19 protein-coding genes and 1 tRNA gene are annotated in these 18,188 nt (G+C 71.4%); 6 read left to right on the top strand and 14 right to left on the bottom strand.

The window, feature by feature from the left end:
- Window positions 1–47: 47 nt before the first annotated feature.
- The 4 genes from bcp to ACFWGZ_RS27920 form a co-directional block, all read right to left on the bottom strand.
- Window positions 48–515: a thioredoxin-dependent thiol peroxidase gene (gene bcp / locus ACFWGZ_RS27935; protein ID WP_382454554.1), complete on the bottom strand. Its 468-nt coding sequence runs from the start codon at window positions 513–515 to the stop codon at window positions 48–50.
- Window positions 516–537: 22 nt separating this feature from the next.
- A complete protein-coding gene (locus ACFWGZ_RS27930) occupies window positions 538–1,065 on the bottom strand; it encodes a hypothetical protein (protein ID WP_382454553.1) in 528 nt (175 codons plus the stop codon).
- A 338-nt stretch (window positions 1,066–1,403) separates the two neighbouring features.
- Complete coding sequence (locus tag ACFWGZ_RS27925; protein ID WP_382454552.1) at window positions 1,404–2,432, bottom strand: LLM class flavin-dependent oxidoreductase; 1,029 nt, start codon at window positions 2,430–2,432, stop codon at window positions 1,404–1,406.
- A 7-nt stretch (window positions 2,433–2,439) separates the two neighbouring features.
- Window positions 2,440–3,204 (bottom strand): hypothetical protein, encoded by a 765-nt coding sequence (locus ACFWGZ_RS27920; protein ID WP_382454551.1) that lies wholly within the window; start codon window positions 3,202–3,204, stop codon window positions 2,440–2,442.
- 79 nt (window positions 3,205–3,283) lie between these two features.
- On the opposite strand from ACFWGZ_RS27920, the gene ACFWGZ_RS27915 reads away from it, so the two are divergent.
- On the top strand, window positions 3,284–4,336 hold the full coding sequence (locus tag ACFWGZ_RS27915; protein ID WP_382454550.1) for an NAD(P)-binding domain-containing protein: 1,053 nt from the start codon (window positions 3,284–3,286) through the stop codon (window positions 4,334–4,336).
- A 137-nt stretch (window positions 4,337–4,473) separates the two neighbouring features.
- Here the strand turns inward: ACFWGZ_RS27915 and ACFWGZ_RS27910 are convergent, their stop codons facing one another.
- Both ACFWGZ_RS27910 and ACFWGZ_RS27905 read right to left on the bottom strand, forming a co-directional pair.
- Window positions 4,474–5,088 carry a DedA family protein gene (locus ACFWGZ_RS27910; RefSeq protein ID WP_382454549.1) on the bottom strand — a complete coding sequence of 205 codons (615 nt, stop codon included), beginning with the start codon at window positions 5,086–5,088 and terminating at the stop codon, window positions 4,474–4,476.
- A gap of 273 nt (window positions 5,089–5,361) precedes the next feature.
- A tRNA-Leu gene (locus ACFWGZ_RS27905) sits at window positions 5,362–5,435 on the bottom strand.
- Between the two features lie 109 nt (window positions 5,436–5,544).
- On the opposite strand from ACFWGZ_RS27905, the gene ACFWGZ_RS27900 reads away from it, so the two are divergent.
- Window positions 5,545–5,766 carry a DUF3618 domain-containing protein gene (locus ACFWGZ_RS27900; protein WP_382454548.1) on the top strand — a complete coding sequence of 74 codons (222 nt, stop codon included), beginning with the start codon at window positions 5,545–5,547 and terminating at the stop codon, window positions 5,764–5,766.
- On the opposite strand, the gene ACFWGZ_RS27895 is transcribed toward ACFWGZ_RS27900, so the two are convergent.
- From ACFWGZ_RS27895 to ACFWGZ_RS27885, 3 genes are all read right to left on the bottom strand, one after another.
- The gene (locus tag ACFWGZ_RS27895; RefSeq protein WP_382454547.1) at window positions 5,763–6,374 is read right to left on the bottom strand and encodes a TetR/AcrR family transcriptional regulator; all 612 of its coding nucleotides are present in this window, start codon (window positions 6,372–6,374) and stop codon (window positions 5,763–5,765) included. The genes ACFWGZ_RS27900 and ACFWGZ_RS27895 overlap by 4 nt on opposite strands.
- 278 nt (window positions 6,375–6,652) lie before the next feature.
- The gene (locus tag ACFWGZ_RS27890) at window positions 6,653–7,396 is read right to left on the bottom strand and encodes a class I SAM-dependent methyltransferase (protein ID WP_382454546.1); all 744 of its coding nucleotides are present in this window, start codon (window positions 7,394–7,396) and stop codon (window positions 6,653–6,655) included.
- Window positions 7,393–8,535 carry a carboxylesterase family protein gene (locus tag ACFWGZ_RS27885; RefSeq protein ID WP_382454545.1) on the bottom strand — a complete coding sequence of 381 codons (1,143 nt, stop codon included), beginning with the start codon at window positions 8,533–8,535 and terminating at the stop codon, window positions 7,393–7,395. Before ACFWGZ_RS27885 ends, ACFWGZ_RS27890 begins: the two co-directional genes overlap by 4 nt.
- 106 nt (window positions 8,536–8,641) lie before the next feature.
- Between ACFWGZ_RS27885 and ACFWGZ_RS27880 the strand changes: the two genes are divergently transcribed.
- Window positions 8,642–9,676 (top strand): zinc-dependent alcohol dehydrogenase family protein, encoded by a 1,035-nt coding sequence (locus ACFWGZ_RS27880; RefSeq protein WP_382454544.1) that lies wholly within the window; start codon window positions 8,642–8,644, stop codon window positions 9,674–9,676.
- Here ACFWGZ_RS27880 and ACFWGZ_RS27875 read toward each other — a convergent pair.
- Window positions 9,654–11,144 (bottom strand): flavin-containing monooxygenase, encoded by a 1,491-nt coding sequence (locus tag ACFWGZ_RS27875; protein ID WP_382454543.1) that lies wholly within the window; start codon window positions 11,142–11,144, stop codon window positions 9,654–9,656. The genes ACFWGZ_RS27880 and ACFWGZ_RS27875 overlap by 23 nt on opposite strands.
- A gap of 114 nt (window positions 11,145–11,258) precedes the next feature.
- Between ACFWGZ_RS27875 and ACFWGZ_RS27870 the strand changes: the two genes are divergently transcribed.
- Window positions 11,259–11,858, top strand: coding sequence for a TetR/AcrR family transcriptional regulator (locus ACFWGZ_RS27870; RefSeq protein ID WP_382454556.1), 600 nt, complete (start codon window positions 11,259–11,261; stop codon window positions 11,856–11,858).
- Here the strand turns inward: ACFWGZ_RS27870 and ACFWGZ_RS27865 are convergent.
- From ACFWGZ_RS27865 to ACFWGZ_RS27850, 4 genes are all read right to left on the bottom strand, one after another.
- Complete coding sequence (locus ACFWGZ_RS27865; protein WP_382454542.1) at window positions 11,818–12,525, bottom strand: type 1 glutamine amidotransferase; 708 nt, start codon at window positions 12,523–12,525, stop codon at window positions 11,818–11,820. The genes ACFWGZ_RS27870 and ACFWGZ_RS27865 overlap by 41 nt on opposite strands.
- A complete protein-coding gene (locus tag ACFWGZ_RS27860) occupies window positions 12,518–13,765 on the bottom strand; it encodes a MurT ligase domain-containing protein (RefSeq protein ID WP_382454541.1) in 1,248 nt (415 codons plus the stop codon). The genes ACFWGZ_RS27865 and ACFWGZ_RS27860 overlap by 8 nt, the downstream gene beginning before the upstream one ends.
- Window positions 13,766–13,936: 171 nt before the next feature.
- Complete coding sequence (locus ACFWGZ_RS27855) at window positions 13,937–14,422, bottom strand: helix-turn-helix domain-containing protein (RefSeq protein WP_382454540.1); 486 nt, start codon at window positions 14,420–14,422, stop codon at window positions 13,937–13,939.
- A gap of 115 nt (window positions 14,423–14,537) precedes the next feature.
- On the bottom strand, window positions 14,538–15,962 hold the full coding sequence (locus ACFWGZ_RS27850) for an LCP family protein (protein WP_382454539.1): 1,425 nt from the start codon (window positions 15,960–15,962) through the stop codon (window positions 14,538–14,540).
- Here ACFWGZ_RS27850 and ACFWGZ_RS27845 point away from each other — a divergent pair.
- Complete coding sequence (locus tag ACFWGZ_RS27845; protein ID WP_382454538.1) at window positions 15,961–16,464, top strand: hypothetical protein; 504 nt, start codon at window positions 15,961–15,963, stop codon at window positions 16,462–16,464. The genes ACFWGZ_RS27850 and ACFWGZ_RS27845 overlap by 2 nt on opposite strands.
- Window positions 16,465–16,579: 115 nt before the next feature.
- On the top strand, window positions 16,580–18,188 hold a 1,609-nt coding region (locus tag ACFWGZ_RS27840), incomplete at its 3' end, for a glycine--tRNA ligase subunit alpha (protein ID WP_382454555.1).

Here is an 18,188-nt window from a genome sequence, read left to right as displayed (position 1 = left end):
CCGCCGCGCACTTCGCGGCGACGGCTCCGCTTCTCACGCGGGAAAGGTCATTTCGGGAGTTCGCGCAGCAGCTTGGCCACGTGGCCGGTGGCGCGGACGTTGTACATGGCCTTGACGACCTTGCCGTCCGGGCCGACGAGGAACGTCGAGCGGATGACGCCCTGGACGGTCTTGCCGTAGTTCTGCTTCTCGCCGAAGGCGCCCCACTCGACGAGGACCTCCTTGCCCGGGTCGCCGAGCAGCGGGAAGGTCAGGCCCTCGGAGTCGCGGAACTTCGCCAGCTTCTCCTGCTTGTCGGGGGAGATGCCGACGACCTCGTAGCCCGAGTCGGCCAGCGCGCCGAGGTTGTCGCGGAAGTCGCAGGCCTGCTTGGTGCAGCCCGGCGTGCTCGCGGCCGGGTAGAAGTACACGACCACGGACTTGCCGAGGTAGTCGGACAGGGACACCGGCTTGCCCTCGCTGTCGGGCAGCGTGAACGCGGGCGCGGTGTCTCCGGGTTCGAGACGACTGGTCATGGCGGGAAGACTATTCCCGCGGCTACGCCTGGCCCTCGAAGACGGTGGGCGCGTCCTGGCCCTGACCGCCCGGCTGGATGGTCAGCTGCATCTGCGCGGGCGGCTCGTCCACGGCGAACGCCAGCTGGATCTGCGTGTCGCGGCCCGGCGGGACCTCCGCCACGGCCGCGGCGAGGCCGTTGAGGCCCTGCACCGAGTCCACCAGCTCCGGGGCGGGGGACCCGTAGGCCGTCGCGCGCACGGACAGCTGGGAGGGCCGGTAGGAGGCCTTGGAGCCGTTGTAGACGGTGATCGTGAAGACCGCGGTGCGCTCGGCCTTGGGGATCGACGTCTCGGACGGCGCCAGGGAGCGCGGCGCGGACACCACGACGGACAGGCCCGAGGCCCACACCCGCTGGGTGCCGAAGGCCGCGGCGCCGGACGCGCTGGGGGTCTCGGCCCGCTGTTCGACGGTCAGGTTCTCGTTCGGGGTGACGGCGACGCTGGGGCCCGCACATCCCGCCACGGCCAGCAGCAGGCACAGGCCCGCGGCCGTGTTGGCGAACTTCACGAACTCCCCTTTCCCACCCCGGCGGTGGGTGTGTGCGACTTCCCGTCAACTGTGACGGTGCGCGAGGGGGTGGTGCGAACGAAAGCGGCCTCTGAAGCGGACCTGGTGCCGGGCCGTGGCCGACTCGTGATGGGCGGCGTGGGCGGCGCCACATGGTGCGCCGGCCCCACGCCGTCCTGTGGCCGAGGCCACTTGGTGAAGCTAGGGAGCGCGTCGGGGGGCGTGCGCGCTCACACCGATCATCGCCCACTGTTCGTCAGGCGCTACAAGCGGAGCCGATAATCACCCGTTCAGAGCAGTGGCTGTGGTACAAAACGTGAAGCTCAGGCGTGGGCGGCTCACGTATGTGCCGCCGAACGGCTCAGCGACGGCGTCCGTTCGGCGATCTCGCTGAGCAGTTCGAACGAACGCAGACGGTCACCGTGGCCGTGCACGATGGTCGTCACCATGAGCTCGTCGGCCGCCGTCGACTCCATCAACTCGTCGAGTCCGGCGCGGACCGTCGAGGGGGACCCGATGACCTGGGTGGCCATGCGGTCCTCGATCACCAGCTCGTCGATCTCGGTGTACGGGTAGTCCGCGGCCTCCTGCGGCGTCTCCAGCGGGCCGGGACGGCCCTGGCGCAGCCGCACGAACGAGAGCGCTCCCGGGCCCGCGATCCAGCGGGCGTGCTCGTCGGTGTCGGCGACGATCACCGAGGCGCACACCATCGCGTACGGCTCCTGCAGGACCTCCGACGGCCGGAAGTGGCGCCGGTACAGCTCGAGCGCCGGCAGGGTGTTCTGCGCGCTGAAGTGGTGGGCGAACGCGAACGGCAGCCCGAGCAGTCCCGCCGCCTGCGCGCTGTAGCCGGACGAGCCGAGCAGCCAGATCGGCGGCTTGTTGCCCGCGGCGGGCACGGCGTTGAGCTCCGCGCTGCCCTCGAAGTACTTGATGAGCTCGGTCAGCTCCTGCGGGAAGTTCTCCGCGGACAGACCGGCCTCGGTGCGCCGCAGCGCCCGCGCCGTCTTCTGGTCGGTGCCGGGCGCGCGGCCGATGCCGAGGTCGATGCGGCCGGGGTGCAGGGCCTCGAGCATGCCGAACTGCTCCGCGACGACGAGCGGCGCGTGGTTGGGCAGCATGACGCCGCCCGAACCGACGCGGATCGTCGACGTGGCGTCCGCGACGTGCCCGATCAGGACCGCGGGCGCCGACGACGCGATGCCGGGCATGTTGTGGTGCTCGGCGAACCAGTAGCGGTGGTAGCCGAGCCGTTCGGCCTGCTGGGCGAGTTCCCGCGAGTTCCGCAGCGCGGTCGTCGCGTCCGCTCCCGACGTGATCGGGGCGAGGTCGAGAACGGACAGCGGGATCTCACTGAGACGGCTCATGCATCGATCAACACCGATACTTCGTGACTTCTTCCGTGAGCCGGGTAACTCGTTTCGCGGCCTGGTCCCAGGTCGTGCCCTCGGGGTGCAGCGTCAGGACCGCCACGACGCTGAGCCCGCACGTGCCGGAGGTGTGCATGGCCGGCGACACCGTGTCGAGCTCCCACTGAACGCGCGGGCGCGGCCGGTCGACGCACGGCTTCACCGGGTCGCCGAACCCGGACCAGCCCTGCTTGAACGCGGGCCACCACGTCGCCGACGGCAGGCCGAACGACTGGTCGAACCCGTCCGAGGCGCACTTCTCCGCCCGGTGCAGGTGGCCCATGATCGTGTGCCGCACCTTCGGCTGCGCCCTCTCCAGCAGGTACCGGTAGGTCTTCACGACGTCGTACGCGCTCACCGCCGTGTAGCCCCACTTGCCGCGGGCCTGCGGCGGCTTGGTGTCCCGGAGCCCGAGCCGCCCGGCCGTCCGCACGACGACCTGGTCCCAGCCGTTCTCGACCCAGAGCTCGCTCGCGGAGTAGTCGTCGCTCACGCGCAGCATCGGTTCGATGCGCGGGTCGTCGCCGCGCGTCTCCAGCTGCTCGATCGCGATCAGGATCTTCACCAGCGAGGCCGAGCGGATCGGCCTGTGGACGTCCCGGCCGGTGATCGTGCGCGTGAGCCGGTCGTAGACCGCGTAGGAGGACTGCGGGACCGGGACCGGCGTGGTGACGTCCGGGGTGGCGGGGACGGGCGCGGCCAGCAGCGCCATCGTCAGCAGAAGGTGCACGAGCGCGGAACCTAGTGGCTGGGTGAGCCGTCGGTCACACCGTTGGAAGAACGGCGATTTCCCCGCTGTTGTCCGTGGTGTGACGGACGTGGTGGTGATCGGCGCGGGACAGGCAGGCCTGTCCGCCTCGTACTTCCTGCGCCGCCGTGGCGTCGGCCACGTGGTGCTGGACGCGAACGACGCCCCCGGCGGGGCCTGGCTGCACCGCTGGCCGTCGCTGCGGATGCGCACCGTGCACGGCATCCACGAACTGCCCGGCATGCCCTTCGAGCAGCCCGCACCCGACGAACCGGCCAACGAGGCGATCCCGGCGTACTTCGCGCGCTACGAGGCGATGCACGACCTGCCCGTGGTGCGGCCGGTGACCGTCACGCAGGTGACCGACCACGGCTCGCTGCTCGAGATCGAGACGTCGCAAGGCGTGTGGACCGCGCGCGGCCTCATCAACGCGACCGGTACGTGGCGGCGTCCTTTCTGGCCGCACTACCCCGGCCAGGAGACATTTTCGGGTCGTCAGTTGCACACCGCGGACTACCGGGGCCCCGAGGAGTTCGCCGGCCGCCGGGTCGTGGTCGTGGGCGGCGGGGCCTCGGCGACCCAGCTGCTGATGGAACTCGCCCCTCTCGCCGCCGAGACGCGCTGGGTCACGCGCCACGAGCCGATCTGGCGGGAAGGGCCGTTCACCGAGGATTACGGCCGCTGGGTGGTCGGGATGGTCGAGGAACGAGTCCGGGCGGGACTGATCCCGCGCAGCGTCGTCAGCGTCACCGGCCTGGCGCTGACCGACGAGACCCGCGCCGCCATCTCCGCCGGCGTGCTGGAACGCCGCCCGATGTTCGCGAGGATCACCCCGGCCGGCGTCGAGTGGGACTCCGGCGAGCGGTTCGACGCCGACATCATCCTGTGGGCCACCGGGTTCCGCCACGACCTCGACCACCTCGCGCCGCTGCACCTGCGGGCCGCCGGCGGCGGGATCCGGGTCGACGGCACGCGGGTGGTGGCGGACCCGCGCATCCACCTCGTCGGGTACGGGCCCTCGGCCAGCACGATCGGCGCGAACCGGGCCGGCCGCGCGGCGGTGCGGGAGCTGACGTCGTACCTGGGGATCGGGAGTCTCGCGGCTGCCGGGTAGGTGTGGGGAGGCCGGTGCCGGGACGTGCGTCGGGTGCGGGAGCCGCGCGCCGCTTCGGGGTGCGGGTCGCCGCGAGAACGCCGGTTCGTGCGTCGGGTGCGGAGTCTCGCGGCCGCGAGGCCGGTGCCGGACGTGCGTCAGGTGCGGGAGTCCGCGCGCCGCTTCGAAACCCGGACCCCCACGAAGACGCCGGCCGCCGCGACCGCCAGGACCAGGACCGCCGTGGAGGCCAGGCCCACGTACTGCTCGACGAGGTGCCAGTTGTCGCCCAGCAGGTAGCCCGCCAGGATCAGCGTCGTGTTCCACAGCAGACTGCCGGCGGCGGTGTAGGCGACGAACGGCGCCAGTCGCATGCGTTCCACTCCGGCCGGGATCGAGATCAGGCTGCGGAACACCGGGACCATGCGGCCGAAGAAGACCGCGCGGTAACCGTTGCGCAGGAACCAGGCCTCCGTCCTGTCCACATCGGACACCCGGACGAGCGGCATGCGCTGCGCGATGCGGCGGACCCGGTCGCGGCCCAGCAGTGCGCCGACCCAGTAGAGCAGCAGCGCGCCCGCCACCGAGCCGAACGTGGTCCAGAGGATGGCGTCGAGCAGCGACATCTTGCCCTGGCCCGCGGTGAAGCCGGCCAGCGGCAGGAAGACCTCGCTGGGCAGCGGCGGGAACAGGTTCTCCAGCGCGATGGCCAAGGCCGCTCCGGGGGCGCCGGCCGTCTCCATCAGGTCGGTGACCCAGTCGACCAAGTTCATGGTTTCCACGGTACGGACGCCGGTGGGGGAGGACATGGGGGTTCTCCCCACAGTCGGGGTGGGGTAAACCCCACCTCGTGGTTGCGGGAAAGCGCACCCCGTGGTTGCGGGAAAGCGCACCTCGCGGTTGCGGGAAACCGCACCTTGAAGTTGCGGGGAACCGCAGGAGTCCTGTGAGGACGGGCGGGTGCGCCGCCGGGAGGCGAGGGCGCGGCCGGTGACGTGCGCCGCGGGTCAGGGCCCGCGGCACGCCGCCGCAAACGCGCTGATCAATGAGGTCGGGGGGACTCGAACCCCCACTGGCTGGGACCTAAACCCAGTGCCTCTGCCAATTGGGCTACGACCCCTCGTGCGGAAGCCTATCGGCCCCCCTCGGGTGCGCTCTCCCGGGTCGCTCGAAGCCCCGGCACCGGGCGTCCACTACGGTTGGCGGCAGAACCGCTGCTAGGAGGACATGTGGCTCGCGATCCCGACACCATCCAGCGCGAGATCGAACAGGCTCGCACCGCGCTGGCCGCCACCCTGGACGAGCTCGGCGAGCGGGCCAACCCGCAGAAGCTCGTCGAGCAGGGCAAGGAGTCCGTGCTCGACGTGCTGAGCCGGCCCCAGGTCAAGTACACGCTGATCGCGGTAGGTGCCGTGGTCGGCTTCGCGCTGGTCCGCAAGCTGTTCCGCTAAGCGTGCACCAGCGGTAGGAGCACCTGCTCGACGACCTTCTCCACGAACGGCTCGTCGAGCGGGTCGCCGGTGAGCATCAGCCGGTAGATGAGCGCGGCGCCCGCGATCTCCACGGCCATGCCGCGCGGGGCGTCCGCCTTCAGCTCGCCGCGGTCGGCCGCCCGGTCGAGGATCCCGCGCAGCACGTCGCGCTGCGAGATCAGGAACGTCTCCCGGAACGCCGTCGCGAGCTCCGGTTCGTGGGGCAGCTCGCCCACCAGAGCCTGCGCGGCCTTGCCGATCGGCCCGGAGAGGAACGCGGCGAAGGACGAGAGGAACTCGCGCAGGTCTCCCGCGAGGGAACCGGTGTCCGGTGCCGCGAGGTTCTGCGTGGCGAGCTGGGTGCAGGTGTCGATCACCAGATCGAGCTTCGACTCCCAGCGCCGGTAGATCGTGGCCTTGCCCGCCCTCGCGCGGGCCGCCACGGCGTCCATGGTGAGGGCCCGGTACCCGACCTCGGCCATCACCTCGAGCGCTGCCTGACGTAATGCCTCGTCCCTGCTGGCGTCCCGAGGACGGCCCCGCTGGGGGGTCCGGCCTTCGTTGAACGCCGTCGTCGACACGGCCATGCCACCTCCTCCTGCCAGGGCACGGCTCGTGCGTGTCTCCCCGCCCCTTTGGCGGAACATCCTAGGCGTGCTGCGCACTTCATAGGGGCGGCAGCACCGGTTTGTTGCTTCATGTTGTAGTTAGGTGTTTCTTGCTCGATGTGCTCTGCCGTCAGGGTGTCTGACCTGCGGCGACGTGACGGAACGCGGTGGGAAAGCGCTTTTCCGCGCCGTTCACCGTCTCGCTTGGCGGTCCGGGAGGCCGCTGCCGGCAGGCCGAGGATCGCCTGTAATGCGGGTCACATCCGAGTGCGGGCGAGGGCGAGCTGGGTCATGTAGCGCTTCACGATCCGGCCGCCGAACCGCGAGTCGATCAACGCCGCGATGTCCGCGATCAGCCGGTCGCGGTCGGGCAGCACGACGTGGTTCGAGTACGTCATGAGCAAGTCCGCGTAGGTCTGCGCGGTGTAGGCCTGCTCCCACTCGTAGCGGTGGAACTCCGGCTCGCCGAAGAGGTCGCTCTCGTCGAACTCGCACGGGATCGCCACGGCGGGGGACTGCCGCCAGCCGGGCGGGGTGGACGGGTCCCAACGCTCGTAGAGCTCCTGCACGGCCGCGAAGAACGGCTCGGTGCCGCCCGCCACGTGGTGCGTGGAGATCACCGCCAGCGCGCCGCCGGGGCGCACCGCCGCGGCGCAGCGGGCCATCCGGGTCGCCGGGTCGAGCCAGTGGAACGCCGTCGCGGACACCACGAGGTCGAACGGCTCCGGCGGCAGCGGCCAGGTGTCGAAGTCCGCCACGACCACGTGCGCGGCCGGGGCGTGCACGCGGGCCACCGCGGCCAGTTCCGGGCTCAGCTCGACCGCCGTCACCTCGCCCAGCGCCGTCAGCGGCAGCGTGGCCTGGCCGGTGCCGGGCCCGATCTCCAGGATCCGCGGGCCGGTCAGCCGGGTGAACAGCTCGGCGGGGTAGGTGGGACGCGCCCGCCGGTAGCGGGTCGCGTCCCCTCCGAACGTGGTGCGCAGTCGCTCGCGATCGGTCACCCGCCGAATTCAAGCGAGCGCGACGGCAACGCGTCCATCCCGTTTCGCGCGAAGCCCGCCCACACGCCCCGCACGGTCCGCGCCAGTCCGGGATCGGGCTCCTGGCCCGCGAGCATCCCGGCGCCCGCCCAGCCCTGCGGGTCGAACACGAACGGCAGCTCCATGCAGTGGCACGCGCCCAGGGGTGCTCCCTCGGGCCGCCACGAGAAGGTGTAAGTGGCCGCCTGGCCGCCCGCCGCGGTCCAGTCCTCGGCCAGCTGCCGGGACGGCGCCGCGAAGATCAGCTCCGTCACGGCCTCCCAGTACTGGGGGTCCGGCACGTACGGGCTGCCGTCGTCCGCGGTGTGCCCGACGAGCAGCTCGACCCGCTGCGCCGCCTCGGCCAGGCCGGACCCGCCGAGCTCCGGGGCGAACGGCATGCCGCCGGACTGCGAGAACCGCGGTCCCACGTCGGCGACGGCGGCCTGCTGGGCGGCCAGGACCTCGTCGACGGGGGTGGTGGCGCCGACGGGGATCAGCTCGCGCAACGCCTCCGCCATCGCCGGGCGGTCGGGACCGCGGGTGCCCAGCGGCGCGCTCTGCAGGATCGCGCGGTGGAACAGGCCCTCCGTGTCGGTGAGCATCAGCGCGTACACCGAGTCGGCGCCCGCGGACTGCCCGAACGCCGTGACGTTCGACGGGTCGCCGCCGAACTCCGCGACGTGGTCGCGCACCCACCGCAGCGCCGCGAACTGGTCGAGCAGGCCCAGGTTGTCCCGCAGGTACCCGAACGCGCCGAGGCGGTAGCTGACGCTGACGACCACCACGCCCTCGGACGCGAGCAGGGCCGCGTCGTACTTCGCCGACTCCCCGCTGCCGGTCACGTAGGCGCCGCCGTGGAACCAGACCATCACCGGCAGCCCGGTGGCGCCGGCCGGTGCGGTCACGCTCAGCACCTGGCAGTGCTCGTCGAACGACAGCCCCTCGACCGAGCTGCCGACCAGGGACGCGAGCGCCGACGGCGGCTGCGGGCAGGCCGGGCCGCGCACGGTCGCGTCGCGCACGCCGTCCCAGGCGACCGGTTCGGGCTTCGCGAAACGGGCAGCGGTCGCGTAGCGGATGCCGCGCGCCCGGACGAGACCGTCGGTGGTGATCAGCACGGTCCCGATCCTAGGCACGCGCAACCAGGTGCACAGCCTCCCGATTCGGCAGGACGGGCCGCGCTGGAGCACGATGCACTGGTCATCGACCAGAAGGAGGAACCCGGTGCGGGCTACGACGATCTACGGCACCCGTGACATCCGCGTGGAGGAGGTGCCCGACGCGGCCGTCGAGGAGCCCACCGACGTCGTCGTGCGGGTCGAGCTCGCGTGCATCTGCGGCAGCGACCTGTGGGCGTACCGGGGCGTGGCCAAGCGCGAGGGCGGGCAGCGGATCGGGCACGAGTTCCTCGGCGTCGTCGAGGAGGTCGGCGGAGAGGTGAGGTCCGTCAACGTCGGCGACCGCGTCATCGCGCCGTTCGTGTTCAGCGACGGCACCTGCGCGTACTGCCAGGCCGGCCTGCAGACGTCGTGCCTCAACGGCGGGTTCTGGGGCGCCAAGGGCAGCGACGGCGGCCAGGGCGAGGCCGTGCGCGTGCCGCTCGCCGACGGCACGCTGGTCCGGGTCCCGTCGGACGCGCCGGCGGAGCTGCTGCCCGCGTTCCTGAGCCTGTCCGACGTCATGGGCACCGGTCACCACGCCGCGCTCGGCGCCGGCGTGCAGCCCGGCAGCACCGTCGCGGTCGTCGGTGACGGCGCGGTCGGCCTGTGCGGCGTGCTCGCGGCCAAGCGGCTGGGTGCCGAGCGGATCATCGCGCTGGGACGGCACGAGGACCGCGCCAAGGTCGCCAGGCTGTTCGGCGCCACGGACCAGGTCGCCGAACGCGGGGACGCCGCCGTCGAGCGCATCAAGGAGATGACCGGCGGGCTCGGGGCGGCGAGCGTGCTCGAGTGCGTCGGCACCGAGCAGTCGTGGGAGACCGCGATGGGCATCGTCCGCGACGGCGGCAGGATCGGCTACGTCGGCGTGCCGCACGAGATGCCGGGGCTGCCGCTGCGGGGGCTCTTCGGCCGCAACATCGCCATCGGCGGCGGTGTCGCGCCCGCGCGGGCCTACCTGCCGGAGCTGCTGGCCGACGTGCTCGCGGGGCGGATCGACCCCGGTCCCGTGTTCGACCGGACGGTCTCGCTCGACGACATCGCCCAGGGCTACCAGGCGATGGACGAGCGGACCGCCCTCAAGGTCGTCGTGAAGCCGTAGCCTTCTCCGCCGTGAGCACGTAGTCCTCGGCGCGCACGCGCTTGGTCCGCATCCAGTACCGCCAGGTGAAACCCGGCCACACGGTGCGGTTCACGCCCTGCGCGTCGAGGTACCAGCTCGTGCAGCCGCCCTGGGTCCACACCCCCTTGGTGAGCTTGCGCTGCAGTTCGGAGTTGAACTCCCGCTGGGCCTCCGGCCGCACGTCCAGTTCCGCCGCGCGGTGCCGGTCCAGCAGCCGCAGGCACTGCGCGACGTACCGGATCTGCGACTCGATCATGAAGACGACCGAGTTGTGGCCGAGCCCGGTGTTGGGGCCCAGCAGGAAGAACAGGTTGGGAAACCCCGAGACCGTGATGCCGAAGTAGGTCTCGATCCCCTTCTCGCGCCACTGCTTCGCGAGGTCGACGCCGCCCCTGCCCTGGATGTCCAGGTAGTCGAACGAGTCGACGACGTGGAAACCGGTGCCGTAGATGATGACGTCGACCTCGTGCTCGGTACCGGAACCGTCCACGATGGACTTCTCGCGGACCTCGGAGATCTTGTCCGTCACCAGGTCGACGTTCGGGCGGCCGAGCGCGGGGTAGTAGTCGTTGGAGATCAGCACGCGCTTGCAGCCCATGGTGTAGTCGGGCTTCAGCTTGCCGCGCAGCCGCGCGTCCGGCACCTGCTTCTTCATGTGCCGCAACGCGATCCCCTGCGCGAAGCGCATGATCTTCGGGTTGACCGCGAAGCCGAGCGCCGACGACTCGCGCACCCAGTAGACGAAGTCGCGGTAGAGCCGTTGCGCGAGAGGCAGCGCGCGGAACAGCTTCTGCTCCCGCGCGGTGATCTCGCGGTCGGCCTTCGGCATGATCCACGGTGGCGTGCGCTGGAAGACCTTCAGCGAACCGGCCGAGCCCGCGATCCTCGGCACGAACTGGATCGCGGACGCGCCCGTGCCGACGACCGCGACGCGCTTGCCGGTCAGGTCGAGGTCGTGGTCCCACTGCGCGCTGTGGAACGCCTTCCCGGCGAACTTCTCGATGCCCGGCAGCTCCGGCACGTTCGGGATGTGCAACGCGCCGACGCCCGCCACCAGCGCCTGCGCGGTGTAGGTGTCGCCCTGCTCGGTCGTGACGTGCCAGCGCTTGGCGTCGTCGTCCCACCGCGCGCCGGAGACCTTGGTGTCGAAACGGATGTGCGGCCGCAGCCCGTACTTGTCGGCGACGTGCTGCAGGTAGTCGAAGATCTCGCCCTGCTGCGCGAACATCCGCGACCACCGCGGGTTCAGCTCGAACGAGAACGAGTACATGTGCGACGGCACGTCGCACGCGCAGCCGGGGTAGGAGTTGTCCCGCCACGTGCCGCCGAGGTCCGCGGCCTTCTCGAGCACCACGAAGTCGTGCTCACCGCGCCGCCTCAGTTCGACGGCCATGCCCAGGCCGGCGAAGCCGGTGCCGATGACGAGCACTTTCGTCTCTCGGTGCATGGGGAGTCCCTCCGCTCGCGGTGGCTACTTCGCAGTAGGTTACTCGAAGTAAGTTACGAGCGGTAGACTCCGTTCGTGACTGCTCCGCGCCGCCGCATGCCCAAGGCCCAGCGCATGGCCCAGATGCTCACGGTCGCGGAGGAGATCTTCGCCGAACAGGGCTACCTGGCCACGTCGATGGACGAGATCGCCGAGCGCGTCGGCGTCTCGAAGCCGATGCTCTACGAGTACTTCGGCTCCAAGGAGGGCCTGCTCATCGGCTGCATCCACCGCGCGCGCACGGAGCTGCGCGAGAAGACGGCCGCGGCGATCGCGGGCGCGACGGGCCCGGAGGAGTTCCTGCGACTCGGGTTGCGGGCGTTCTTCGAGTTCATCGTCGACCACCAGAGGTCCTGGGCGCTGCTGCGGCAGGAGGCCGCGATCGCGGTGCCGTCGGCGCAGGAGGAGGTCGAGGGGATCCGGCAGCAGCAGACGGACATGATCGGGTCCGTGCTGGTGTCGTTCGCGCCGGAGATCGATCCGCTGGAGGCCGAGGCCTTCGCGGAGATCGTCGTCGGGGCGTGTGAACGGCTCGCGGTGTGGTGCGAGCGCAGGCCCTCGGTGGGGCCCGCGCTCGCGACCGGCTACGTGATGGACGTGATCTGGCCGGGGGTGGCCGGCCGGCTCGGGGGAGCTAGCTCGCTGCCCGGACCCGTTCCGCACGCATCGCGGTGACGGCCGGCAGGTCCAGCGGCGCGACCTTCGTGCCCGTGGCCCACTCGATCAGCATGTCCGCGAGCGCGGGGTTGCGGGGCAGCACCGGGCCGTGCAGGTAGGTGCACACGATCTTGCCCTGCACCGCGCCCTCGACGCTGCCGTCGTTGCCCGTGCCCACCTTGACGTGCGCGAGCGGCCGGGCGGCCGGGCCCAGCACCGTGCGGCCCTGGTGGTTCTCGAACCCGGTCAGCACACCCTGGAACAGGCCGCCGGCGGGCTCGGCGAGCACCTCGCCGATCGCCCGGCTGCCGCCCGCGTGCGACGTCGAGTCGATCAGGCCCATGCCGGGGTGCGTGACGTTGTCGGCACGGGTGAAGCTCTCGCCGAAGATCTGGATGCCGGCGCACACGCCCAGCACCACGGCGTCCTTCGTGACGGCGCGCTGCAGGCCGGGGTGCTCGCGCAGGTGCTTCACCGCCAGCGTCTGCGCGGTGTCCTCACCGCCGCCCACGACGTAGATGTCGCACGAGTCGGGCACCGGCTCGCCGTAGTTGATCGGCACGATCTCGGCCTTGATCCCGCGCCACGCCATGCGCTTCTGCAGCACCACGGCGTTGCCGAAGTCGCCGTACGTGCCGAGGAGATCCGGCAGCACGAGCGCGATCTGGACAGTCGACTCACTCATCAGCGGCAGCCCTGGCATTCAAGTCGCGGAACGCGGTGTAGTTGGCGATGACCTCGACCGCGCCCGGCGGCATCTGGTCGACGGCCTTCAACGGGTCGGGCACGATCGTGTGCTCGACCTCGGCGTAGGTCAGGCGGACGGCGAGGTCGGTCGCGCGCTCGCCGGAGGCGATGACCGTGCGGCCCTGCAGCCGCTCGAACGGGACGTCCCACAGCCAGCTCAGGTCGCGGCCGTCGGCCTCCTGGGCGTTGATCACCAGGACGGCCGGGTGGTTGGCCTCCTTGACGACCGTGAGGGTCTCGCTCCAGCCCGCCGGGTTCTTGCTGAGCAACAGGCGCGCGCTGCGGCCGTTGCGCTGGATCGTGCGGTAGCGGCCGCTGACGTTCGAGACGCCGCGCAGCCGGCGCACCGCCTCCTCCGTCGGCACGCCCATCGCGTGCGCGGCGGCGGCGGCCATGACGGCGTTGGCCTGGTTGAACTTGCCGGGCAGCGTGAGGCGCAGCTCCAGCTTCTGGTGCTCCGGCGTGATCATCGCCTCGTCGGCGGTGATCCAGTTCGGGTGCGGGCGCGCGAGGTCGCAGCCCGTGCAGTGCCAGTGCTCGCCCTGCCAGCGGATCGGGTTGCCGCAGCGGGGGCAGCTCGCCGAGTCGTGGTGCCAGCCGGTGCCGGTGGCGACCCAGACGACCTTCGCCGCGTTCCAGGCCGCGCTCGTCACCATCACGTCGTCGCAGTTGGCGACGATCGTGCAGTCGCGCAGCAACGAGATCGCGTCGCGCAGCGACCGCTCGATGGTGCGGACCTCGCCGACGCGGTCGAGCTGGTCGCGCGACAGGTTGAGGATCACGGCCACCGACGGGGTGCTGGCACCGGCGACGGACGGGAAGTAGGCCTCGTCGCACTCCAGCACGGCGTACGGCGCGTCCGGCTGCTTCGACAGCGCCGTGACGTGGCCGTCGGGCATGTTGGCGCCGCTGTGGTTCGTGGCGACCTCGCCCAGCGCCGTGACGGCCCTGGCCAGCATCATGGTGCTGGTGGTCTTGCCGTTCGTGCCGGTGACGACGGCGACCCTGCGGCCCTGTGTCAGCCGGTTCAGCGCCTGCGGGTCGAGCTTCAGCGCCACCCGGCCGCCGATCATGCCGCCGGCGCCGAGACCCATCTTCTGGGACAGCGTGGAGCTCAGGTTGCCCAGCTTCACGGCGGCTGCGGTGCGCAGGGGGAGGCGGGCGGGGGAATCGTTCACCCCAGCGACTCTACCGGCGGTGGAATTCCCCGTTTCCGGACGGTCGTTGCGTTGGTGTGAACGGGGTTCGGTACGACGACCGGCCCGGTGCGCGCGGGGTGCGGGCGGGCTCGACGGTGGAGTGCCGGCACCGTCTGGTGGAGCCTCGTTCCCGGTTCGCGCGGGGTCGTCCTAGCGGCTCAGGGCGCGCAGCGTGCGGATCAGTTCCACGGTGGGCAGCTGGCAGAGCTGCGCCATGTTCTCCAGCGCCGGCAGGTCGAGGTGCACCTCGGGCGAGACGCCCGGCGCGAGCGCGTGCAGTCTTCCGGCGGCCCAGCGCTTGAGCGGCAGCAGGCGCGGGTTGTCGGTGACCGCGACCGCCGCGAGGCTCAGCGTGAGGTGGCCCGCGGGAGCGTCGCCGAAGAAGCGTTCGTGCACACGAGCGAGGACTTCGTGCGCCGGAACGTCGAGGGCGTGGCAGATCTCCACCAGCCGCACCACCGAGCACTGGCGGGTGCCCAGTTCGTAGGTGGCCAGCGTCTGCAGCGAGATCTCCGTCTGCAGCCGCTTGTTGAGCTCCTTGCGGGTCCACCCGCGCTGCTTGCGAAGGCTGCGGATCTCATCACCGAGCACGCGCTGGTACGCCGCCGTGTCGATTTGGCCTGTCGCGGATTGCAATGGTCCCTCCACCCCGTGAGCGGGTCTCACGGTGATGGAAGGCGCAGGAGCTTCGTCGCTTACGCAACTTGCGGCCAGAATCCCCCGAATGGGCGATACTTCTCTACTCTGGGTATCAGTTCACGCAGCGCACGCCGTCCGCGGTGATGGGTTTGGGGGAGTTCGGGTCGGGTGCGGGCTGCTGCCGGGCACCGTCCAAGTGGAGCGGCGAGGCCGCCGCGAAGCCCTGCGCGCCCGGTCCGGAGTAGTCCGAGCCGAGGAACACGCGGGCGGTCCCGGCGGGGATGTCGACGTCCTCCTCGACGTTCATCCCGCCCAGGGCGTTCTGGACGGCGTTGGCGCCCGCCTCGCCGCCCTTGCCGTAGCGGACGACCGACTTCTTCATGGCCTCGGCGTTGCCCGTCGGGCCCGCCTTGAAGCCCTTCGCGACGAGCGACTGCTGCACCTGGGCTGCGAGGCCGGGGACGCCGGAGGCGTTGCGGACGTCGACGGTCACCGTCGCGTTGTCGAACTTCGGGTCGGGCGGGGTCGACGACGCCGGGTCCTTGCCGAGGTTCTTGACGAACGAGCGCACCTCGGACTCGTCGACCTCGACCGCGGAGCCGTCCTCGGGCGTCTGCAGGTCGGGGTTGCCGGTCGGGATGGTCTGGAACGTCATGTTGCCGCCCGTCATGTCCTTCATCTGCAGGGCGAACTTGGTGATGTCCCAGCCGTCGTCGAGCACGATCGCGCCGCTGACGGCCTTGATCATGTCGCCGCGCTTGGTGCTGTCGGTGAGCACGCCCGCGGAGAGCATCTTCTTCGCGAGGCCCGCCATGAAGACCTGCTGGCGCACGACGCGGTCGAGGTCGCCCATCGGCAGGCCGTGGCGCTGCCGGACGAACGCCAGCGCGTTCTTGCCCTCGATGGTCTGCGGGCCCGCCTTGAAGTTCGCGCCGGAGAAGCTGTCGCGGACGTTCTCGTTCAGGCAGACGTCGATGCCGCCGATGGCCTTGGTGATGTCGTAGAAGCCGACGAGGTTGACCTCGGCGTAGTGGTCGATGTTGGCGCCGGTGAGGCCCTGGATCGTCTCGATCAGGTTGTTCGCGCCCGCCTTGCGCGACTCCATCTCGACGTCCTGCGGGCTCTTGCCGCTGCCCTGCAGCTTCTCGGCCGCGTCGTTCTTGGCGAAGCCGTAGGCCGAGTTGATCTTGTGGCGGCCGTAGCCGCCGGCGATCTTCACGTAGGAGTCGCGGGGGAACGACACCGCGTAGGCCTTGCCGCTGTCGTTCGGGATGTGCAGCAGGATCAGCGTGTCGGTGTTGAAGCCGCCGTCGTCGCTGCCGCCCGCCTGCAGCTCGTTCAGGATGTTCTGCGGCAGCGGGTTGCCCTTGGAGTCGGTGCGGCTGTCCATGCCGACGAGCAGGATGTCGATCGCGCCGTCGGCGGGCTTCTCGCCCGCGTCCGCGAGGTTCAGGTCCTGCTTGGTCAGGCCGTCGGTCAGCGCGGTCAGGTTCTGCCACGCGACGCCGGTGACCACGAGGATCGCGGCGGACAGCATGCTGACGAAGACCTTGGCGCCGACTCCTGCTCCGCTGCGGACCGGGCGCCGGGCGGCGGCGGGCCGCGGCCGCGGGCGGGGCGCGGGGGTCCTCACCTTCGCCGGGGCGGTGCGGACCGTCGGGCGGTCGGCCAGCGGGCGGGAACTCGCCGGGGTGTTGCGGTCGCCCGTGCGCGGCGTGCGGCGCGGCGGCTCGCTCCTGCTCGACGACTCCCGCTTCGCCGCGGCGCCGCGGGGCGTCTCGCGCTTCGGGGGTTCGCGGCGGGGCGGCTCCGGCCTCTTCTGCGGCTCCCTGGACGGCTCCCGCCTGGGCGGATCCGCCTTGCGGGGCTCGCGGCGCGGTGGTTCCGAGCCGCGCGGCGGTACCTGGGGGCGGCGGGGCTGCCCCGCCTGGGAACGCGGGGTGGCGGAGGGTCGCCTGGGAGTTCCGCTCGGATCTCCTGGCCGCGGCGGCCGGTTGTCCACACCCGCTCCTCTCGCTACTTCCGGGTACACCAAGTAGACGTACGGGAACGCTCCCCGGTTGTGCACAGCGTGACACAGTGGTCGAAGCCACTCGATCCAGGGCCCGTGACCAGGGGTTTTGTCTGTTTCGTAGACTCGTCGCCGTGTTGACGATGCAGGACGCGCTGCTCGCGCTGACCAAGTACTGGACCGACCGAGGCTGCATCGTGGTGCAGCCGTTCAACACCGAGGTCGGGGCGGGGACGCTGAACCCGGCCACCGTGCTGCGGGTGCTCGGTCCCGAGCCGTGGCGCGTCGCGTACGTGGAGCCGTCCGTGCGGCCCGACGACGCCCGATACGGCGAGAACCCGAACCGGCTGCAGACGCACACCCAGTTCCAGGTGATCCTCAAGCCCGACCCGGGCGACCCCCAGGAGCTCTACCTCGGCTCGCTCGAGGCGCTCGGCATCGACGTGCGCGCGCACGACGTCCGGTTCGTCGAGGACAACTGGGCCTCGCCGGCGCTCGGCGCCTGGGGCCTCGGCTGGGAGGTCTGGCTCGACGGCCTCGAGATCACCCAGTTCACCTACTTCCAGCAGGCCGGCGGCATGACGCTCGACCCGGTGTCGGTGGAGATCACCTACGGCATCGAGCGGATCATGATGGCGCTGCAGGGCGTCGACCACTTCAAGAAGATCGCCTACGCGCCCGGCATCTCCTACGGCGAGGCGTTCGGCCAGGCCGAGTACGAGATGTCGCGGTACTACCTCGACGACGCGGACGTGGAGGCGAACAAGCGCCTCTTCGAGGAGTTCGCCACCGAGGCCCGCCGCATGCTCGACGCCCGCCTGCCCGTCCCGGCGCACAGCTTCGTGCTGAAGTGCTCGCACATCTTCAACGTGCTGGACGCGCGCGGCTCGATCTCGACGACCGAGCGCGCCCGCGCGTTCGGCCGGATGCGCGGCCTGGCCCGCGAGGTCGCCGGGCTGTGGGCCGAGCGCCGGGCCGAGCTCGGGCACCCGCTGGGCGTCGCCGCCGTGGCGGACGCGGCCCCCGCGCCCACGTCCTTCGCCGACGTCGTCGCGCCGGCCACGCTGCTGTTCGAGATCGGCACGGAGGAGCTGCCGCCGCACGAGGTGACCAGGACGGCCGACGCCGTGCGCGAGGCCGTGACGGCGAAGCTGGGCGCCACGAGGCTGACGCACGGCGCCGTGACGGTGCACGGCACGCCGCGCCGCATCGTCGTGCAGGTGCCCTCCGTGGCGCCGAGCGAGCCCGACGCCGAACGGACCGTGCGCGGCCCTCGGGTGTCCGCGGCGTTCGACGGCGACGGCAACCCGACCAAGGCCGTGCAGGGCTTCGCCCGCGGCCAGGGCGTCGACGTCTCCGCGCTGGGCCGGGTCACCGAGAACGGCGTCGAGTTCGTGGCGCTGACCAAGACCGACACCGGCCGCGGCGCCGTCGAGGTGCTCAGCGGGCTGCTGGCCGAGGTCGTCTCGGAGCTGCGCGCCGAGAAGAACATGAAGTGGAACGACCCGAAGCTGTCGTTCACGCGCCCGATCCGCTGGCTGCTCGCGCTGCTCGGCTCGACGCCCGTGCCGGTCGCCGTGTCGTCGCTCGAGTCGGGCACCACGACCCGCGTGCACCGCACCGCCGACTCGCCGGTGGTCGAGGTGACCTCCGCCGACGGGACTGGAACGTCGCGTGGCGCACGTTCTCCCGGGCGCACCGGGAGATCCGCCGCGACGACGAGGAGGCGGCGGTGTTCCGCGCGACGCTCGC

This window comes from Lentzea sp. NPDC060358, from assembly GCF_042725365.1.
In the GTDB taxonomy this organism is placed as follows: Bacteria; Actinomycetota; Actinomycetes; order Mycobacteriales; family Pseudonocardiaceae; genus Lentzea.
Note: the sequence above shows the minus strand (reverse complement) of the source record. Positions and strands in the feature narration are given on the sequence as shown.